Raw genomic sequence first — 20,673 nt, 5'->3', positions numbered from 1 at the left:
GCGGCCACGCTCCGTCGACGCCGGGTCATTGAAATACGCCGACCGAGGTCAGCCCGAGATATTCACCGCCGCGGCGATCGGCGAGCCCGCGGTCTCGCCATCCATCACGAACCCCTCATAGCCACTGGCCGCGATGCCGTCACAGATCCCGCGATAGCGGGCCATGCCACCGGCATAGGGCATGAAGACCCGTGGCTTGCCGGGCACATTTGCGCCGAGATACCAGGAATGCCCGGCCTGCGGCAGCAGGGTGGCGTTCGCGGTATCGTTGACGTGATCGACCCAGTCCGAGACGGCCTGTTCGTCCGGCTCGATCCGCTCGACACCCTTTTCCTCCATCCGCTCAATGCAGTTCGTCACCCATTCGACATGCTGCTCGATGGCGACCGGCATGTTGCACAGCACCGACGGACTGCCCGGTCCGGTAATGGTGAACATGTTTGGGAAGCCGGCGACCTGGAGCCCGAGATAGGTGCGCGGCCCTGCCTCCCAGGCCGTGCTCAAGGGAACTCCGTCACGCCCGACGATGCCGAGCTTGAGCAGCGAGCCCGTCATCGCATCGAAACCAGTGGCGAAAACGATGATGTCGAGCTCGTATTCCTTTTCGCTCGTGCGTATCCCCTTCTCGGTAATCTCGATAATCGGGGTTTTCCGAAGGTTTACCAGGCTGACATTGTCGCGATTGAAGGCCTCGAAATAGCCGGTATCGATCGGCGGGCGCTTGGTCGCGAAGGGGTGATCGATATCGGACAGGGCCTCGGCCTTCTGCGGGTCCGTCACGATCTCCCGGATCTTGCTCTTCAGGAATTCGGCCGCCGTGTCATTCGCCGCCTTGTCGAGCAACAGATCCTGGAACACAGCCCTGAACCGCAAGCCGCCGACCTGCCAGGCCTTCTCGTAGATCGCGCGCCGTTCCTCGGCGGAGACATCGAACACATTGCGCTCCGCCATCAGAAACGGATGACCGTTGGTCGAGGCGTACATTGTGCGACGGATTTCGTCGGCATTCTTCTTGGCCCAGGCCTTGAACTCGGAAGACAGCGGGCCGTTCTGCGCCGGGATACTGTAGTTGGCCGTGCGCTGGAAGACCGTCAGATGCCCGGCCTCCGCAGCGATCACCGGCACCGCCTGGATACCGGTCGATCCGGTACCGACCTGCCCGACCCTCTTGCCGCCAAGGTCCACGCCCTCATGCGGCCACTGGCCGGTATGATACCATTTGCCCTGGAAGCGATCCCGGCCGGGAATATCGGGCACGTTCGCGGACGACAGGCAGCCGACCGCGGTGATCAGATATTTGGCCGTGAACGTCTCGCCGCTTTCGGTTTCGACCCGCCATCGGTTTGCCGCTTCATCGTAACGCGCTGCGGTGACGGTCGTGTCGAGCTGGATGTCCCGCTTCAGGTCCAGCTTGTCGGCGGCGAAATTCAGATAGCGCACGATCTCCGGCTGCTGGGGATAGCGCTCGGACCATTCCCACTCCTGCAGCAAGGCGTCGGAAAAATAATAGCTGTAGGAGTGGCTTTCGGAATCGCACCGCGCACCGGGATAGCGATTCCAGTACCAGGTCCCGCCGACACCGTTGCCGCGCTCCAGGACCCGGGCCTTCAGCCCGAGCCGGTCGCGCAACAGGTGAAGCTGATACATGCCGGAAAAACCGGCGCCGACGATCACCGCATCAAGATCACGGTTATCTCGCAGCTCGGCTGCCTGCAGTCTGGCAAGTGTCGGTCCATCGCTCATGACAGTCTCATTTCTCCTTGGCGTTCAGCAAATAGTGAACCGTCATTCATTTTTTATCAAGCCACGGATCGACCGGCCCGCCTTATTGGTGTCATTTCCTGGAAGGCAGCCGTTGCGGCGGAATCCTTTTTGATCGACGCCGTCCCATGGCATAGCCTGAAAAGCGCCTTGTCAGTCCGGTTTTCCCATCACAAGCGAGGACCATCATGCCAATTTTCGAAAACGGTCCAGTGCGGATCCACTATGAGGAAGCCGGCTCCGGCATCCCGCTACTCGTCATTCCAGGGGGCGGACTGAATGCGACCATAGCCGGTCTCGCGACCCATGCCTTCAATCCACTGGAGGAATTCAGCGACAGCTACCGCGTGATCGCGCTGGACCTGCGCAATGCGAATACCGGCCAGTCCGAAGGCCCGCTCGAGATCGAACGGCCCTGGGATGGTTTCGCCGACGATCAACTCGGCCTGATGGACCATCTCGGGATCGACCGTTTCATGGTGATGGGATTCTGCATCGGCGGCCCGATGATCTGGAACATGCTCAAGCGGGCGGGCGACCGCGTCATGTCCGCCATGCTCGTGCATCCGAGCGGCTACAGCTCCACCGTGCCGGATCTCTTCTACCAGAACAACATCAAGGGCTGGGCGCCCGAATTCCGCAAGCGCAACCCCGAGATCACAATGGATATGATCTCCGCATATCTCGACAACATGTACACGAAGCGGGCGGATTTCGTCTTCACGGTCGACCGTGATTTCGTCCGGTCCTGCCCGACGCCGGTGCTGGTCCTGCCGGACGACATTCCAGCCCACCCGTACGCAACGGCGATGGAGACGGCCCTGCTGGCACCGAATGCACAGGTCAGCCTTTATCCCTGGAAAGAGAACACCCGGAAAATCGACCTCGCGCTGCGCCATATTCGAGGTTTCATGGCACTGAGTGCCGCGGCGGAAGCGCCGGCACAATAAACCGTCCTGGGCCCAGCTTCCCGCTTTCCTCCAGGCCGGCACTCTGCCGGAATGCGGCGGTTGAATGCCGCAAGTGATAGCCACTCGGTCAGAATGTATAGCGGGCCTCGAAATAGGCTCCCGACGTCTCACTGATTGACCCGAAATAGCTTGTCTCCGGGCCCCAGAACCAGTTGATCCCGCCGATGATCTTGAAATTGTCGGAGACCAGGTACGTCGCCTTTACTCTCGTGGTGCCTTCGCCGGTCGGAGTCAGAAACAATGTCGACAGCTCGGCTTTCAGGGTGTCGTTCAACGCGGACGTTGCCAGCCGGATTGCGCCGCCATTCTGGTAGCGGTCCTGCTGGAACCACAGGGCCTGCATGGCGACGGCCAGTTGGTCGAGTGGCGGCGAAAGTGACCCGGGATCCCTGAAATCGGTCACATACCGCCCCAGATAGGACAGGTTCATTGTAACACCGGAAAAAGGACGCAGCTCCGTGCCGATCTGCAGTTGAAGCTGAGAACGACGAACAAGGTTCGTCTCCGCTGCGTCCCCTACATGCGTATAGGCGATCTCCCCCCGCAACCCGACCTCGCCAAGAGTCGTCGCAGCATCCAGCCCCACCACATCGACCATGGGATAGAGAGATTCGAAGGCCTTGCCGGATTCCGGCGCGGTATCCGGGGTCAGGCTGAACGTGCGGTCCATGCCATGAAACCAGGAAACGGACCAGTCCACCTCCCTGCCATATTCATCAAGCTTGACCGCGAACTGGTCACCGCGCCATTGGCTCCCCGTTTCCGGGTCGACGACTGTCCTGAGTGTCTGCGGCAACGGATAGACATTCGGCCGACGCTCGGGGAGCCAGACGGCCTCGAACCGGTAATCCTCGATCCAGCGCACGGCACGCACCATGAAAGCCCCCTGCCGCTGGTCATTGTCGTCGGCATGCAGCGCCGTATAGTCCCATGATCCGAGATTGTCCGTGGGCGCCAGAAAATCGGATCGCCCCCAGGCCACGATCTGGCGGCCTGCCCGAACATCCCAGTCGGCGCTCCCGCCCCAGCGGATATATGCCCGCCGTATGTCCGCATCCGGCCCGTCCGCGCGCACTGGAGTATCCGACACAATGCCCTCGAAACGCGCGCTCCAGTCCTCGTCGTACCGAAAATCCCCCTTGAGCCAAAGGCCCACGGCCGGAACATGATCGTCACCGGTCAGCGCCCGGTCACTGCTCCAGTAGCCCGCCCGCGCCTCGCCGCTCAGCTCCAGGGCATCGTCGGCGCGGGCCGCATGCATGGAGACGGAGCAGGTCAGCAGGGCGCCGCTGCAGGCGAGCGCAGCGAGGTCACGAAAGATCATCGCCCACGTTCAAGTGTGCGTGGCGAAAACAGTCTCTCCGAAAGACCGGTATTGGCCTGAAAATCAGAGAATTCGAAGCGGGTAGAATGCCCCGTCAACACATTGTGGACCTCGATCAGCATCGGCTGCCAGCGGAGAGGCTGGTCCGAGACCTTCTCGATTTGCATCTGGGTGAACGTTTTCTGCAACCGGCCCGCGGTATCATACAGTTCCCCCTTGGCGGTCACGAAATTGTCCTGCCGGATCCAACTGATCCGCTTGGAATAGGCCGAGTCCGAAGCAACAGTGTCATTGACCGGCACGGATTCGACAATCCAGCAGGGTTGCTGATCGATCTCGGCGACGCCGGTGACCCGGCTGTTCCAGTCAGACGTACGGTAGCCGATCACGTCGCCGTAGGACAGGTCCGTCCCGACATAGCTGTCTTTCTTGTTGGAGGCGACCAGACGTCTGGTCTTTCCGATTGCCGGCAGATAGATCCAGAGTCCGTCGTCGCCCTTGCTGTCTTCCAGGATCAGGGTGGCCGTCCCCTTGATATCCGAGGGGGAGGTGAATCGGGACAGCCGGGACATGTCGATGCCGTTGGGCTGCAGCATCGTCCAGATAAGAACATGCCTGACACGTTCCTGACCGTTCCTGGAGATCAGGGTGAACTTGCCCGTGTAGCTGGCGTCCTGAGTTCGCGACACGGCATAGTTCGCGTCCATGATCTCTTTGGCACTTGGCGCCGCGGCCGACGGTGTGCTCAGGCCCGCCAGCGCGCCCCCCAGGACACCGGCAAGCAGGATCACATTCGCAGTCTTGTGCAGCAGTACCGGTTTGCCCTCGTCTCCGAAAATCGAACGGGGCCTGACGATGACGAGCAATGCCGGAAAAACGGTGAGAGCGGCGGCGGCGGCCACAAGCATGGACAGGGTCACGAGCAGACCCAGCCAGAAATGGATCAGAAATCCATAGGACAGCATCAGCACGCTGTATCCGCCGATAACCGCCGTCGCAACGTAGATCACAGCCTGGCCGGCGGTCTTGTATGTGGCCAATACCGCCGTCTCCAGATCACCGGAAGATCTGAGAAGCTCTTCGCGCAGCCGGTAGGTGAAGTAGATCGCATAATCCGCGCCGATCCCCACCGCCATGGCCGATATCGTTGCCGTCGCCATCTGCAAGGGGATACCGAACCATCCCATAACGCCGTAATTAATCAGGACCGTGGCTGCTAGTGGCAGAACGATCAGCAACCCGACGAGCGGCGACCTGAACAGGACCGAGGAAAACACGAACAACACGGCGGCGATCATCAGGATGTTGTTCAGCTTGCCGATGACCAGGACTTCATTGAGGGCAGACGGGCCGGTGATGGTCCCGCCGATGCTGTAGGTCACATCGGCTGGGAGCGCGGTCTTCAGTTCGGCCCCGATCTCGGCCGTCAGCCGCTCCAGGAACTTCGAACTCTCATCACGCAGGAAGACGGTCACGAGCGCCTTCCGGTAGCCGTAATCGACATAGGTATCGAAGTCGCCGGGATCCGCCGACAGACTGTAGAGGAAGAGGTATTGTGCGATCGAATCCTGGCCCGCGGGAATGCCCCCTTCGCCAGTCCCGTTCGGCTTCAGGGCGGCATCCATCGACAGGATGAAATCGGCGATCGAGAGCGTCTTGCCGACGCCGGGCAGCCCTTCGAGGCGGCGCTGCACCCCGACGATTGCCGACATCACCTCCGGCCGCTTGATCGCGTCGTCCTCGCAGCCGTCGATCAGGATGTGGAGCGTATTCGCTCCGGCCAGATGCTCGTTGATGAAGGCGTCGTCCTGGCGAACGGTCTGATCGGCCGTGAAATTGGCCCGCAGCGAACTGTTGACCGTGAGAAAATATCCTCCGGCCCCCACCACAAAGAAGACGATGGCTGCGCCTCCAAGAAGCTGTTTGCGCCGGTTGATCACGGCGTCCGTCAACCATAATGCGGCGCGCAGAAAACCAGCATTCCTGCGCCGCTTTCGCGGCTTCGGAGGCGGAAGGATCGAACGCAGGGCGGGAATCAGGGTCAGTTCCAGGAACAGGGCTCCCAGGACACCGATGGCGGTGAAGATGCCGAAATTGCGGATGCTTTCGACATCGAAAACCATCAAAGACAGGAAGCTGACGGCGGCGATACCGCCGGCGCACACCATGATCGGCCCCGTCCTGGCAACCGACGAAATCACCGCTCTGGTTCGGGCGCCCGGCGGATCATCGGGACTTTTGAAGGACTCGGCTTCATAGTCTTCGTAGAATCGTTTCAGGATCTGAACCGCGTGCCCGGCCGCCACCGCAAGGATCACGATCGGGGCCAATGAATTGAACGGGTCGAGCGACACCCCGAGGGCCGCCATGCCACCCAGCGCCCAGACGACAGCGACCAGAGCCGTGACAAGCGGCAGGACCAGCCCCTGGATCGAGCGGAACGCCTCCCAGTGGAGCAGTCCGATGATGAGGATGGCGACCGGCAGCAGGATGTTCAGCCGGTTCCCGTAGGTTTCGATTGCGCCGACGATGATGGGCTGGCCGCCCATGTGAATGCTCACGCTGTCGTCGCGGAACGGAGCAACAGCCGTCTCGACCTTGGCGGCGACGATTGCATAGCCTTTCGGCTCGGAAGCGAATTCGGCGCTGATCGACGCCGTCCTGCGGTCGCGAGAAACGAGCACGGATTCGTAGAGCGTCATCCTGTCGAGGCGCGCCCGCACCGCGTCCGGATCGACGGCACCCGCACCGGCGTCGACCATGCGCTCCACGACCAGATCCCCGTCCTTGCCGTAGATGGACTTGACCTGGGGTGAAGCAAGGCTGCGGGTCCGTCCCGGTATGGTGCCCGGGATGGCCTCGATCGCGGCCGTCATACCTGCGATCCTGTTCAGGACCGGGCGCTGGAAGATATCGCCGGTCTTGGGTGTGACGGTCACGACGACGGTATATTTCTGCCCGAACACCGCCTCGATATCATTGGCCGCGACAACATAGGGATGATCCTGCGGCAGGATATTGGCGTCATCGACAATGATGTTCAGCTGACCCAGGAAGGAAAGAAGCCAGACTGTAAGTCCCAGGATCATCGAAAGTGCGATCCAGCGGAAACGGACGACGCCGGTAACGTAGGTGATCATGTTTCAACCCCTCAATTCGTGCCGTTGCGGCGCGATAGGTATTTCTGGCGGCTCGCGGGTTTCGATCCGGACGGCACGACCGCGCCTGACCGGATATGCCAGCGTCGCAATGTGGTCGCCGCCGACAGGGATCTCCTGCCCGTGCCAGGTATGGAACCCGCGCGGGGCATCGACGCTTCCGGAAAGCCCGGTTGAAAAATCGAGATCGGAAAACCGGAGGTGCAAACCGAGACCCAGCGCTTTCGAATAGGCCTCTTTCAACGTCCAGAGACGGAGGCCTTCTTCGGGTCCTTTTCGCGAAATGCGGTCGAGCTCACCCCTGGACATGACCGCTTTCAACGCCGCATCGGCGATACGGCGCGACCGGCGCTCCGCATCGATGCCGACCGGTCCGGCCCGCGACGCCGCCACGATGGCGAGGCCGTCCGTATGGGAAAGCGAGAAGAACAGATCCGCGCCAATGTCCGGGCTGACCAGAAGAGGCTTGCCATAGGCGCCACGGGAGAACCGGATATGCTCCGAGGGATACCCGGTCAGGTCAGCGATCAGCTCCCGCCTCAATACATGTGCCAGCAGATAGAGCTTCCTGTCGGCGTCGATGGCTTTTCGCTGCCATTCCAGGCATTCGTCCCGATCGAGCAGGCGCACCAGCTTCTCTTCCGCCGCCGCGTCCAGGGTCGCCGACGATCGCCACCGCACATGGATCACGTCCGCGGTCATTCTTCCTGTCGATGCGCCGCCGACCGGTTCTTCTTGAACCGGTCTCCGTGCATCTGCTCTTTTGAAAGAAGGACCTTCTGCGGCACCTTGAACGGGGCCAGACGCTCACGGCAATGCCGCACCATGCGTTTGCGGAACTCGGCCGGAGTCTCGTCCGTTAGAAGACTGACCCTGGCAACCACCATGTTTCCGATAATGGCGTGCTGTTCTCCGTAGACGACGGCATCCTGGACCCCGTCAAGGTCATGCAGGACGCTTTCGATTTCCGCGGGGAAGACCTTCTCGCCGCCAACATTGATCATTTCGGACTTGCGCCCGAAGATCCTGAAAAGACCGTCTCGCTCTTCGACGGAATCTCCCGTCATGAACCAGCCGTCTTCCGTTATCGGGCTCGGCGCGTTGAGATAACCGAGCATCACGGATGTCGACTTGATCTCCAGCAGCCCGTCGACCACGCGGGTCTCGACTCCTGTGCCACCCAGGCGCACCCACAATGAGTCCGATGCCTCGGACTTGGAGCGCAGAATGCCGACTTCGGACAGACCGTAGGTCTGCGCCAGCTTGGCGTCGGGGAACCGGGACCGGAGCCGGAGCAGCGTGCTCTCCGGCATGACTTCGGTGCCGTAGGTAATCGTATCCAGGGAGCCGAGATCGAACTGGTCGAGCGCACCACTCATCAGCAGAAGATTCAGAAAGGTCGGCGAGGTTGGCAGAATCTGCACACCATATGCGTCGATGGTTCTGCAGACGGTTGCGGGAGACCGGTCCGGGACCGTGACCAGAACTCCGCCGTTCGACAGGACGTGCAGCAGGGTATTGATGCCGCCGATATGGTCGAACAGCAGAAATGCCAGCGTCGTTCTGGCCGGCCGGCGTTCCCTGAACTTGTCCAGGAGCAGGCCGAAATCGTGCAGCGCCGCCTTGCTCTTCCCGGTGGAGCCGGACGAGAACAGGATCAGTCCGGCACGCTGCCCCTGCCATAATTCCTGATACAGGGGGTGGTCCGGCGTTCGGGTGAAACGTGTGAAGAGACCGGTGTCATCCGGCGCCAGGGTGATGTCGATCGTGACCTGGGCGATTTCCAGAAACGTGTCCCGGTTGTGAGCAACCGAACCGGTCAAGGGAACGACAGTGCAGCCCCGCTCGACAAGCGCAAGCAGGAGCGCCGTCGCACTGGGCGAGAAATCGGCGGTGAGGCCGACAATGTCCCGCGGCGTCACGTTTTCCCGGGCAAGACGGTCCCGCCAATGATGGATCGCATCAAGCAGGCCTGCGTAGGAGCATTCCCTGTCCTGCCAGACAATCGCTGTCTTTTCCTGGCCTTCCTGTGCAAAACGGTCGGTCAGGAACTGGATGCCGCTCAACACACACCTCCCATGTAGATGGATTGCGACGTCACGAAATCGCTCTCTTTCCTGAGGAAGAAATCGACAATGTTCAGAACGTCGTCACAGGTTCCCATGCGGCCGATGGCCTGGCGCTCAAGCAGTTTTTCGATCTTGTCTTTCGGAACATTGCGGATCAGGTCGGTCTCCACCGGCGTCGGTCCGACAGCATTGACGGTGATGCCGTAATGTCCCAGTTCCCGCGCCAGGACCTGTGTCAGTGTCTGCACAGCCGACTTGGATGCCGCATAGACCGCCTCGCCTTCCAGATGCAGCGGGCTGGCGACCGAAATGAAATTGACGATGCGGCCGAAGGACTGTTTCTGCATGAGCTTCGCGGCCTCGCGGCAGAACAGGAACGTGCCCATGACATTGGTGTCGAACACGGCTTGAGCGGTCGACAGGGGCGTCAGCAGCGCATGGTTCATTGACGCGATGCCCGCATTGTTCACCAGATGGTCGAGATGCCCCGCGTCCTTGCGGATCCGCGAGAACATCCGGCGCACCGCCCTTTCATCGGAAACATCCAGGCAGAAATGCCGGTAGTTCGGCGCGTCGATGTCGGTTTCCTGACGGCTGCAGCCATAGACCCTGTGGCCTTGCGCGAGGTAATGCCCGGCAAGAAACCGCCCGATGCCCTTGCGGGTGCCGGTAATCAGCGTGACCGGTTCAGTCATCGGCGCTGAGTTCCTCCTCGACACAGGCGGTTGTGTACTCGACCAGCGCCCCGATCGTGCGGAACGGGCTTGTCTTCTGTGATGCCGCCTTGTCGTCGGCAAGGGTCACCAGCACATCGAGCTCGGCCTCTATCGCCTGCTCGACAGCGACGATGAGACTGACCAGGGCAATCGAGTCCAGCGCACCGCCGATACCGAAAAGTGCCGCCTCGTCACCGCTGCCGATATCGATCCGGGTTTCCGAAACGTCGTTATGTTCCCGGCAGGATGCGAGGACGATTTGCCGAACCTTATCTTTCACTGAGAGATCTCCAATGTTGTGTTCAATCGCGTTCGACAAGATCAAGGATCCGGGTTGTATCCAGCGGCAGGGTCAGTGCGGCGACCGAGAAGCCGACGCCGAAACCGCAAAGGACGGATTTTTCATAGCGCCCGGGATCCTGTGACCGGGCCTGATCGTTCGCCAGCATGACCGGGATCGAAGCCGGGCCCGTATTGCCGATGCCTTCACAGGCGAAAGGCGTGATCTCCGGGGGGGTTTTCATCTTGCGGGCAAGGTATTCGATCATGAATCGATTGGCCTGATGCAGGCCGTAGAACGTCACGTCCTGCTCTTGCCACTGCGCGAGAGCCAATGCCTCGCCAATGGTTTCGGGGGCATCGCGTAGCGCCATGAACAACACCGCGATGCCGTCCATGAAGAGATTCTCATCGCTCCGGAAGTTGCCGTCTTCCGCCGCACGGGCGACGCAGGTGTTCCCGTCCCTCTTCTGCCGCGCGCCGCCGGCGGGGATGATCAGGGATTTGGCCCCGGAGCCATCGGTCCTCACGGCATAGGAATGTTGATCGCCGCCGCTCAGGACCAGTGTCGCGCTGCCACCGTCGCCGAACAGCATTCTCAGGGCCCGGTCCCGGGGATTGACGAAATGCGTTGTCGTATCGCCCGCCAGCACCAGAACCGATCGGCACATGCCGGAATGAATGAGCATATCGGCCTGCAACAGCCCGTAAATGTAGCCGGAACAGCCATAGTTTATGTCGAAGGCAACGGTCTCCCGACCCAGCCCGAGACGGTGCTGCAGCACGGCACTGGTTGCCGGCATGACGTAGTCCGGCGTCTGGGACACGAAGACAATCCCGTCGATGGACTGGGGGTCGACGTCGGTTGCGGCGAACAGAGCCTCGGCGGCAGAGACACAAAGGTCGGCCGTCGTCACGTCCTCGGGAGCCTGACGGATCCGGGTTATCCCGGTATTTGCGATGATCTGGGCAACTTCGTTTTCGCCCCATACATCCTTGAACTGTGCGAGATCGACGCTTTGACGCGGCACGCAGGCAGAGATTGCCGCGACGTGAGAGCAGGAAAAATGCGCTTTCATGAGGGAATCCTGACGGATGGCAGCGTTGCGGCCAGATCGGAAAGCCCCAGCAGATTGAGCTGCTGCAGGCGGAAGGCATAGGCGGCCTCGTACATCAGAACGCGCGCAACATCGGCAACGCGTCTGTTCTCCAGACTTTCCAGATAGGTCCCCCGCGCCCAGTCGTTGAATGCCCCCATCGCCGGTCCGCACCAGACCTGGTAATCGAGCTGGCGGTCCGGCACACCCTGAACCGCCCAGATCGACGATTGACCGAGATACCATTTGAAAGTCAGCGCCATCTTGACCTTCGGGCTTTCCGCCCGGGCGATTTCCTCATGCTGCTGGCGCCCGGCGAGAAACTGGACGGTCTGCTCCCAGACATTCTCCAGCGTGTCCTTGAAGATCTGCCGTTCCAGAGCTGCCTTTTCCTGCGGCGGAATGGCGTGGATGCCGTCATACTTCTGGTAGGTCTCGAAAAGCTTCTGGGCCCGCATCGGATAAAGGCTGCCCTGCTTGAGAGCCTGGACCCTGTATCCGTGTTCGAACATGTCGCTTTCCGGCGCCATCGCCACATCGGCCACGCCGACTTTCGCCAGCAGGGTCTTCACCGCTGCAGAGGTTTGCGCTTCGACGCAGGACTGATTGACCGAGCCGGTGACCACATAGTCCGCCCCCAGCATGAATGCCGCCATGATGGCTCTGGGCGTTGATATGCCGCCCGCCGCGCCGATCCTGACGGCCGTCGGGTAGCAATGTTTCCGCTGCACGGTGTCGCGCAGTTTGAGCATGGCGGGCAGGAGAACCACCAACGGGCGGTTGTCTGTATGACCGCCTGAATCGGCTTCCACCGTTATGTCGTCAGCCATCGGAACACGTTCCGCCAGCCTGGCCTGCAACGGGCTGATACGCCTTTGCTCAAGCAGCTGATTGACGATCGAACGGTCCGGCGGCTGCATGAACAGACCCGCCACTTCGACCCGCGAGACCTTGACGATGACCCGGTTGGAAATCGCGACACTGCCATCCGCGCGCTCGGCCAGCCCGGCCAGGCGGTACCGGACAATGCTTGGCGTCAGGCTGATATAGGAAGAGGCCTCAACCGTCCTTACCCCGTGTTTCAGATACAGGTCGGCGGTGGCGTCTTCCTTCGCCAGTTTTCTCGGGCTATGGAGAAAATTGAAGGCATAGGGTCGGTCGGGGAGCGCGGCCTGTATTCTGATGATGGCATCCTCGACGCGCGGCAACGGCAATGCCCCGGCTCCGAAACAGCCCAGAAACCCCTTCTTGCCCAGCGCGATCACCAGTTCTTCGCCCGCAATCCCCTTGGCCATCGCACCGGACATGTAGGCGTATTTCAGCCCGTGGTCCCGTCGGAAACTTGCCGCCCCGAACTGCTCGGGCATCATCTTCGAAAGAACGGCCAGCAGCTGGGTGCCGGATCCGGGAGGGGTGTGGCTGAACCCGAGACCAGCCTCGTGCTTCAGCACGTAACAGTCCCGGTCGAGCGCTTTCAGCTTCCGGGCCATGGCCCGGCCATCCTCGACGACAGGGCCCGGGAAAGCCCCGGGCGGTTGCGCCTCGATCACGCGCGGCATCGCGAGCAGCGTGCTGTCATCCATGACGCGCTCCGTCGGACGCCGGGAGAACCGAAGTGCATATCAGCATTCAGCCGGCCTCCAGCATTGCACTGCCGGTGGCCATCTTCTGGTTCAGATGCCGGCTGACCGTCAGGTTCACCCCGGTCGCCTGCGCATAGACATTGCCGTCGGCATCATGCATGCGGACGAACGCCAGGACCTTGTGCGGGGACTTGGTCTGGATGTCGGCAGTGACGTAAAAGACGCCATCGCCCGGGAAAGGGGCATAGGATTCAAATGAGTCGTATCCGGCGGGAAGCGCGGCGGCCTGATCTTGCACATGGACCCAGAGACCGACCGCCTGAAACAGAATGTCCAACCCGACGAAACTGAACGCATCCGCAGGGAATTGCCCCATGACCTTGCGGTCGGGCTCCGCGTGGCGGCATTCGACCGTTATCCGGCTCCCGGTGATATCGATGACCTTCGTGATCGCCTGAAAAACGGGCCCGTGAAAGAGGATGCCGTCCGCATAGGGACGCAGGGCCGCGAAGGCGGCCTTTCCGGCGAGATCACCCGGGACGCCCGCCGGTCTGCCGGGAATGGTGCGGCTGAGAAGCACCTCGCCCCGGTAGTGGTAACGCGGCCTGTCACCGGCAGCAGAGCTGGATATCGTCACCGCCAGCGACCTCTCGTGCTCGGCGCTTTCGATCTCCTCGACTTCCAGTGCAAAGCACGGCGCCAGCCCCTCGTCGAACACAACGCCTTTCAGGACACTGAAATCGGACAGCCGGAAAAACCGGTAGCCGGGATGGAGCTGTTGGCAGGCATTGGCCATCCACAGGCTGGCACAGGCCGCAGGCAACACGGCCTTTCCGCCGATCATGTGATCGCGCAGAAACGGGTTTTTCCCCAGATCCAGCCTTCTCGTGACACGCCGCGTCGAGCCGGGCCGTGACTGGATTTCCGGCGCCGGCGGCGAAGAGGCGTTCACCAGGATCTGGACATCGTTCTTTGCGGATTCCAGCGTCTCGACGAAAATCCTGGCGCCGGCGGAGCGCGACATCACCGTCACGCCATTTTGCTCCATCAGGCTCCTGATCTGCGGCGTGACCATGCCACCATCCCAGGGCCCCCAGTTGAAGGTGAGGGTCCGGCAGCCGGGATGATCCCGCTTGAAGGCGTGGGCAAACTTGTTGAGCACCTCGTTGGCGATCGCGTAGTCGGCCTGTCCTCGGTTGCCGTAAAACCCGGAAATCGAGGAAAACAGGACCAGATGTTCCAGGCGTTCCGGATCGACGCAGGCCAGCATTGACCGCAGACCGAGAATCTTCGCGTCGTAAACCAGATCGAAATCCTGCGCCGACTTGTTCTCAATCAGTTTGTCGGACAGGGCGCCGGCGCCGTGAATGATGCCGGTGACAGTCCCGATCGATGATCTGGACAGCACCGCCCTCACGGCGTCCGTGTCGGTTATGTCGACGGCTATATACTCCGCCTCTCCGCCTGCTTCCGAAACGGACTGAAGTGTCCGCTCTATCTCGTCTCTTCCAGCGACAGCCTTGAAAAGCTGCTCGATGAGCGCGGGCGCGGGCTTCTCGCCCTGGCCGCGAAGGTGGTTTGCGATCTGTCCTTTCAGGTCCGCATCGCCGGCATAGTCGAAACGCGGAACAGCTGGATCGATGGCCGTGCGCCCGAGAAGAACGAATTTGCCCCCATGGGCGCGGGCCAATGCCGTAACGCAGCTTGCCGTTACACCACGGCCGCCCCCACTGACGAGGAAGGTATTGTCTCGAAGAGGCCTAGGCATGACTCTCCTCGACCGCCGCGATGGTAAAGCGGCCCTCAGGGTGGCGCCCAACCTCCGCCAGAGAGGAGTCGGGATCGAAGATTTCCGCGATGACAATGTCCACAGCCTCTTCAAGGTTGAAATCGGGGTGCAGGTCCAGGTTGCGGCAGAACACGGACGGCCATTCCTGGCCGAGTGTCTTGGCAAGCCCGGATATCCCGCCACCGGTCCGGCGCGCGGAGCTGCCCGACCCGGCCAGCCCGAGCTTGCCGTCGAACCGGTCCACCGTGACGTGCCAGGCACGCGGAAGATCTGGATCGGTCAGCAGGGGTTTGAGGCTTTTCGCCGCGAGAAACGTCGATTTCAGCTGTGCTTTGGAGGCATGTGACAGCATGTCCGCCGCGCCGGACTCCGGCCTGGCGGTGATTTCGACATAGGCGGAAAGCCGGCCATAGGCGCGACGGATTTCCTCCAGTGCCAAGTCGAGACTCTCGGGATCGGCCGGATCTGCATGGAAAACGTCCGTCCCCTCGACCACCGGGATCGGCGCGCTTGTCAGAAGGACGGTTTGCCAGCCTCGTGCCGCCAGCCGCCTGGCCAACTCCCCGGCGAAATCGCCCCCGTGACCGTGAACAACGCACACGCAGCCTTCAGGCCAGGAAAATTCCAGGCGATCGGGTTCTGGAAGATAACGTAGCGCAATGCGGTTCACTGAAATCACTCCGCCGGCAGGATCACCATCCGGGCCGCTCAGTTGACTGAAGTTTTTTTTTTCGATGCATCCAGGAATTCGGCGATCTGCGACACCGTCCGCAATTCGGCAAATCTCTCGAAATTCAGATTGCTCAGATTGCCGACCAGCTTTCCTTCGAGCGCGGCCATGATTTCCACACGCTTGATGGAATCGATCCCGAGGTCGGCCTCCAGATCCATGTTCGCGTCCAGCGTATCAAGCGGGTAACCGGTCTTGTCGCTGATGACTGTCAGCAGGATGATTTCCGTGCCTTCCTCATCCGGGACGGTCGCGACATCGGCCGCAGGCCGGACAGGATGCGGCTCCTGTTTCGCTGCATCGGCGCTCTCGCCGATCGGATCGGAGATCGCAAGTGTGGAGGCCGGCGGCGCGTCCCGGATCTCCACCCGCGGCGGCGCTGTCCGGGGTGCCGATGCCGCGAGCGCAATGGATGCGGGTGGCTCGGGATGCGTCTCCGGCCTTGGCTCGGATCGCGGTGCATCGGAAGCGGATGTGTAGGGCGCCTCGGTGTCGCTATCTGACGACACGGCCAGAAGATGCCGGGATTTCTGTGTTGATGATCGCTGTGTTTTTACCGCCCCGGACTCTCCGCTCAGATACAGTTCATGCACCTGTTGCGCCATGCTTTGCTGCTCATGGAACTGCATCATTCCGCGCTCGAAGACTTCGAGGGCGCGCGGGTTGAGGTTCGCGTTGTTGATCAACCCGTACAATTGCTGCATCAGGCTGAAATACTTCTCGGAATAATCCGACACGTTGTGCAGATACGTCTGGTGCGGGTCGCCCCCCAGATCCGCGTTCGTCAAAGCACGTTGCTCACTGAGGTTCATTTCTTGGCTGCGGTTCATTTTCTGTTCCAATAGAAACTCACGATTATCGTTTTCGTTCTGGTGAGCTAAGGGTGGAGCCGTGGTGTCGCGCCTGGATTGCTTGCCAGCCTTGAGCACCTCCTCGAAATCAGCCCTGGTTTTGCTGCCCACGAAGGCATTCCCGGTCAGACGGAACGTCGAACGGGGACGCTCGACATGGGCGTCCGGCGCCTTCTGGTCGGGATCGATCGACGCCAGATCCAGACCAATAACGCGGAGCTGGACATAGGCGTCACGCAGCTGTTGGTCGCTGTCTTTCGACTTGCTCGGGTTCAGCGCCACTGCCTGGTGTGGCTTTCCCTCGAGAATGCTGCCAACCAGCCTGGTCAGGATGTTGCGCGGGCCGAATTCCACGAAAATCGCCCCGCCATCCTCGTGGATGGTTTCGATTTCGCGCCGGAACTGCACCGGGTTCACGATGTGATCGGCAAGGGTCTGACGCGCCGCCTCCGGGGCTTCGGGATAGGCGCTGCCGGTATTGTTCGAATAGACGGGCACGCGCGGACGCGAGAACGCGACCCGTTCCAGCGCCTGCGCGAATGGAGCCTGTGCATGCTGTACGCGGCGCGAGTGAAACGCTGCAGAGACAGGGAGAAAAGTCGCACCGGTTCCGGCGGAAGCCAGGTCGGCCTTCAGCGCATCCAGCTCGTCCCGGGTGCCGGCGGCAACGAACTGGGAAGCGGAATTGATGTTGGCGATCGTCACGCCGGAATGGCCGGCAATGAGCGGTTGCAGCGCATCTGCATCGCCGCTGACGGCCAGCATCGTCCCGGAATCGAAGGAACGATCGGGCTTCTGCGCCATCGCCTGCCCCCGCTCGTGCAAAAGCGTCATGAAATCTGTCTCTGACAGAGCCCCGGCAGCACACAGGGCCGTCAACTCCCCAAGGCTGTGGCCTGCCGCGAAATCCGGACGGAACCCCGCCTGGCGGAACAGTCTGTAGAGCCCCAGACTGAACACACCGATGGCCGCCTGCGCATGTTCCGTTTGGCTCAGTCTTTCTTCCTGGGCCTGTCGTTCCGCTTCCTCGAAAACAGGCTGCGGAAAGACCGTGTCCGTAATGGGCAGGAAACCACGGTGGGCAAGCGCCCCGTCCATCTCGGCGAAGGTTTCGTGGATAATGGGAAAGTTGATGCTCAGGGACTTGCCCATTTCCAGATACTGCGACCCCTGGCCGGAAAAGAGAGCGACAACCTTCCCCTGAGACGGCACGCCCCGACGCCGATAGTGAATCCCATGGGGATGCGAAAACACGTCCGCTCCGGGGCTTGCACGCAGGGCCTGCAGCGCACTCTCGAGCAGGGAGACCGCCTCCCCGGGCGATTTCGCGACAAATCCCAGGCGCGCCGCGTGATCGGGAATGACAATGCTGTTTGACGCCTCGACCAGACTGCGGAACGCGGATGCCCCGTCACTCCGCCCCAGCCTGTCCGCCGCCTCCCGGCAGATGGCTGTCAGCCCCTCTTCATCCGGCGCCTGCAGCAGGATCGCATAGGGGGTCGAGTGCAGCCGCCGCGACGGGGATTTCTTTGCCGTATATTCCTCGAGCACCGCGTGGAAATTCGTGCCGCCGAACCCGAAACTGCTGACCCCTGCCCGTCTGGGGGACTGGGAAAACCAGGGACGCGTGCTGGTATTCAGATAGAAAGGCGACTTGCTGAGCTCGAGCTTCGGGTGAGGGTTTTCGACATTGATCGTCGCCGGCAGGACCTTGTGGTGCAGCGCCAGCGCAGCCTTGATCAGGCTGGCTGCCCCGGCCGCGACCTTGGTGTGGCCGATCTGCGATTTGACCGACCCGAGGGCAATGCATTGTCCGAGCTCGTTGTCTTCCCCGAAGACACGGCTCAGTGCCGAAACTTCCGTCGGATCGCCGGCTGGCGTGCCGGTTCCATGCGCCTCGACAAGACCGATCGTCGACGGCGGAAACCCCGAATTCGCCAGGGCCCTGCGGACCGAAAGTTCCTGCCCTTCCCCCCGCGGCGCGTAAATACTTTTTGATCTTCCGTCGCTTGAGGCACCCAGCCCGTGGATCACAGCATAGATACGGTCATCGTCCCGCTCGGCATCCTCAAGACGCTTCAGCACGAGCAATCCGAGACCTTCGCCAATGAGCATGCCGTCCGACTCCGCATCGAACGGCCGCATATGGTCCGTTGCGGTAAAGGCCGGCGTCTTGCTGAAGCTGACAAACGCCATGATGCTGTTGTTGGTGTCCACGCCCCCCGTAATCATCATGTCGCTGTTATGGCTTTGCAGCTCGTACATGGCCATTTGCAGGGCCGCCATGGAGGAGGCGCAGGCCGCATCGAGCGTGCAATTGATACCTGCCAGATCAAGGCGGTTGGCGATTCGTCCCGACACGATATTGGACAGATATCCCGGGAAGGAATCCTCCTGCCACGAGACATAGGCGAGCTTCATTTTCTCGATGATGCTGTCGATCTCGTCTTCCGGCACGGCGCTGGCGCGCAGGACACGTTTCCAGATCGGATATTGCAGGCGGCTGGCCAGCGGCGTGATCTGCTTCAGCGAACTGGCCCCGAGGACCACCCCCGTGGTCTCCGCGAGCGGATTGCTCTCACCGTACCCGGCATCCGCGAGGGCCTGTTTGGCGAAGACCAGGGACAGGATCTGGGAGATGTCGGTGATCTCCAAAATGTTCGGCGGCAGGCCGAACTCCATGGGATTGAAGTCGATTTCCGGAAGAAACCCGCCACGCTTGCAGTAGGTCTTGTCGGCGGCGCGCGGATCAGGGTCGAAATAATCTTCGACCGACCACTGGGACTCCGGCACATCCGTGATGCTGTCGACCTCGAGAAGGATATTCTCCCAATATTCCCCGAGATTCGCCGATTGGGCGAAGGCGCCTGAAAGCCCGATAATGGCTATGGGGCAGGATGCCGGCTTCATGCGTTCACCGCCGCCGGCACCGCGGGCAGGGCCTGATACTCGCGCTCCGGCGCGGAAATATAATCGAAATAACGCCGCAGGATCGTCCGTTCGAGCTTCGGGCACTGATAGATCGGGTCGAGATAACGCTTCACATTCTCGCTGTCGAACCGCAGGGACGAGATGTTCTCCCCGTCGCCGAAAGACTGGTTTTCCTTCAGGCTGAACAAATAAAGGACGGGAAAAAACCCCGGCTTCCGCCGGCACAGAGCTTTGAGACGATCGTACCAGTCCGCGAACGCGACAAATTCGATCTCGTGATCTTCCTCACGCAGCCAATTCAGCAGATCCATGCAATTGATCGGATGTTCCTGAACGAGATGAAATGTCTTGTTCTGCGCGTCCGGATTGAGCGAGAGCTTGACCATTGCCAGGCTGCAGTAATCGACCGGCGTCAGATGGAGAAGCAGGTCGATCTCGAAGGCGCTCCTGTTATTGAGAACAACCGCAAACAGAAGTGCGATCGGATCCATCTTGTTGTGCGTGCCGGAGAAACTGTCCCCGGAGATGAACCCCGCCCGGTAGATGTTGATCGGGATCCCGCGATCCCGGGCAAGCTGGCATATTTTCTCGGCGACCCATTTCGACTGGTCATATCCGCGAATGAAACCCGTGCCACATCCCGCAAGATCGGTTTCATAGACCGTCTCGGCCAGCGTATAGGCATCCGAGTTGAAAACCGCATAGGTCGAGACGTAGTGAACAGCCTTTGTCTTCCGCAGACATGCCAGACGCAGCACATGTTTCAGCGCATTGACATTGATGTCCCTGATCTTCTCGTAGCCGGACATGAAACTGACGGACGCGGCCATGTGATAGATCGTGTCGACATGTTCGGCGAGAAAGGAATGGGTCTCGAAATCCAGGCCCAGCTCGGGCTGTTCAAGGTCGCCGGCAACGGCAAAGAGACGGGACGCAGCCGTCTCTGTGGGCAATCCGTAATATGCCAGATTGTCCAGCAGTCGCTGCATTGCCGCAGCCGCACTATCCGCCCTGACAAGACAGTAGATGCGTGCCTGCGTCAGGCGCAGCAGATCCGCGATCACGAAAGCGCCGAGAAATCCCGTCCCGCCTGTCAGCAATACCGTCTTTGGCGTCGCGACGTTCTTGTAGTCACCGGACGGAACGATATCGCCATCCAGCGTGATCTCAGCCGCAATCTCTTCCTGACCAAGCATCGCCATCGCCCTTGCTCAATTTCCACCGCACGTCTTCGTTCGGGAAAGCCGAGACCTTTCAGCAAGGGAATCTAGGAGGTTGAGATGCGCGCTGCCTGCAAGGTGTCCGGAAATTTGTACACATCGTCCGTATTTGATCGAAATCACTTACAAACGCTTCATCGGCCGTCGCCGCCGGTTGGCGGACGGGGCGGGTATCTGCCGGCATGAAAGTGCGG

The 20,673-nt window shown here is 61.1% G+C and carries 14 protein-coding genes; 1 reads left to right on the top strand and 13 read right to left on the bottom strand.

Annotated elements, in window-relative coordinates; all coding sequences use genetic code 11:
• Positions 1-48 precede the first annotated feature (48 nt).
• The gene (locus RH950_RS05135) at positions 49-1,743 is read right to left on the bottom strand and encodes a flavin-containing monooxygenase (RefSeq protein WP_350054376.1); all 1,695 of its coding nucleotides are present in this window, start codon (positions 1,741-1,743) and stop codon (positions 49-51) included.
• Between the two features lie 206 nt (positions 1,744-1,949).
• Here RH950_RS05135 and RH950_RS05130 point away from each other — a divergent pair, with 206 nt between their 5' ends.
• The gene (locus RH950_RS05130; protein WP_350054374.1) at positions 1,950-2,711 is read left to right on the top strand and encodes an alpha/beta fold hydrolase; all 762 of its coding nucleotides are present in this window, start codon (positions 1,950-1,952) and stop codon (positions 2,709-2,711) included.
• 88 nt (positions 2,712-2,799) lie between these two features.
• Here RH950_RS05130 and RH950_RS05125 read toward each other — a convergent pair whose 3' ends face one another.
• The 12 genes from RH950_RS05125 to RH950_RS05070 form a co-directional block, all read right to left on the bottom strand.
• Positions 2,800-4,056, bottom strand: a complete 1,257-nt coding sequence (locus RH950_RS05125) for a DUF1302 family protein (RefSeq protein ID WP_350054372.1) — start codon at positions 4,054-4,056, stop codon at positions 2,800-2,802.
• A complete protein-coding gene (locus RH950_RS05120; RefSeq protein ID WP_350054370.1) occupies positions 4,053-7,196 on the bottom strand; it encodes an outer membrane lipoprotein-sorting protein in 3,144 nt (1,047 codons plus the stop codon). The genes RH950_RS05125 and RH950_RS05120 overlap by 4 nt, the downstream gene beginning before the upstream one ends.
• 3 nt (positions 7,197-7,199) lie before the next feature.
• Positions 7,200-7,916 (bottom strand): 4'-phosphopantetheinyl transferase family protein, encoded by a 717-nt coding sequence (locus RH950_RS05115; protein ID WP_350054368.1) that lies wholly within the window; start codon positions 7,914-7,916, stop codon positions 7,200-7,202.
• A complete protein-coding gene (locus RH950_RS05110; RefSeq protein ID WP_350054366.1) occupies positions 7,913-9,280 on the bottom strand; it encodes an ANL family adenylate-forming protein in 1,368 nt (455 codons plus the stop codon). The genes RH950_RS05115 and RH950_RS05110 overlap by 4 nt, the downstream gene beginning before the upstream one ends.
• Positions 9,277-9,978, bottom strand: coding sequence for an SDR family NAD(P)-dependent oxidoreductase (locus RH950_RS05105; RefSeq protein WP_350054364.1), 702 nt, complete (start codon positions 9,976-9,978; stop codon positions 9,277-9,279). The genes RH950_RS05110 and RH950_RS05105 overlap by 4 nt, the downstream gene beginning before the upstream one ends.
• Complete coding sequence (locus RH950_RS05100) at positions 9,971-10,279, bottom strand: hypothetical protein (protein ID WP_350054362.1); 309 nt, start codon at positions 10,277-10,279, stop codon at positions 9,971-9,973. Before RH950_RS05100 ends, RH950_RS05105 begins: the two co-directional genes overlap by 8 nt.
• A 22-nt stretch (positions 10,280-10,301) precedes the next feature.
• A complete protein-coding gene (locus tag RH950_RS05095) occupies positions 10,302-11,357 on the bottom strand; it encodes a 3-oxoacyl-ACP synthase III family protein (RefSeq protein WP_350054360.1) in 1,056 nt (351 codons plus the stop codon).
• Positions 11,354-12,958 carry a PfaD family polyunsaturated fatty acid/polyketide biosynthesis protein gene (locus RH950_RS05090; protein WP_350054358.1) on the bottom strand — a complete coding sequence of 535 codons (1,605 nt, stop codon included), beginning with the start codon at positions 12,956-12,958 and terminating at the stop codon, positions 11,354-11,356. Before RH950_RS05090 ends, RH950_RS05095 begins: the two co-directional genes overlap by 4 nt.
• A 46-nt stretch (positions 12,959-13,004) precedes the next feature.
• Complete coding sequence (locus RH950_RS05085; protein WP_350054356.1) at positions 13,005-14,726, bottom strand: SDR family NAD(P)-dependent oxidoreductase; 1,722 nt, start codon at positions 14,724-14,726, stop codon at positions 13,005-13,007.
• Positions 14,719-15,348: a hypothetical protein gene (locus tag RH950_RS05080; RefSeq protein WP_350054355.1), complete on the bottom strand. Its 630-nt coding sequence runs from the start codon at positions 15,346-15,348 to the stop codon at positions 14,719-14,721. The genes RH950_RS05085 and RH950_RS05080 overlap by 8 nt, the downstream gene beginning before the upstream one ends.
• Before the next feature lie 107 nt (positions 15,349-15,455).
• Positions 15,456-19,238: a beta-ketoacyl synthase N-terminal-like domain-containing protein gene (locus tag RH950_RS05075; protein ID WP_350054353.1), complete on the bottom strand. Its 3,783-nt coding sequence runs from the start codon at positions 19,236-19,238 to the stop codon at positions 15,456-15,458.
• Entirely contained in the window at positions 19,235-20,461 is a 1,227-nt protein-coding gene (locus tag RH950_RS05070; RefSeq protein WP_350054351.1) for an SDR family oxidoreductase, read from the bottom strand. Before RH950_RS05070 ends, RH950_RS05075 begins: the two co-directional genes overlap by 4 nt.
• Positions 20,462-20,673: the final 212 nt, after the last annotated feature.

It is taken from the genome of Nisaea sp. (assembly GCF_040217065.1).
In the GTDB taxonomy this organism is placed as follows: domain Bacteria; phylum Pseudomonadota; class Alphaproteobacteria; order Thalassobaculales; family Thalassobaculaceae; genus Nisaea.
The sequence above is the reverse complement of the archived record's forward strand: the minus strand, read 5'-3'. Positions and strand labels throughout refer to the sequence as shown.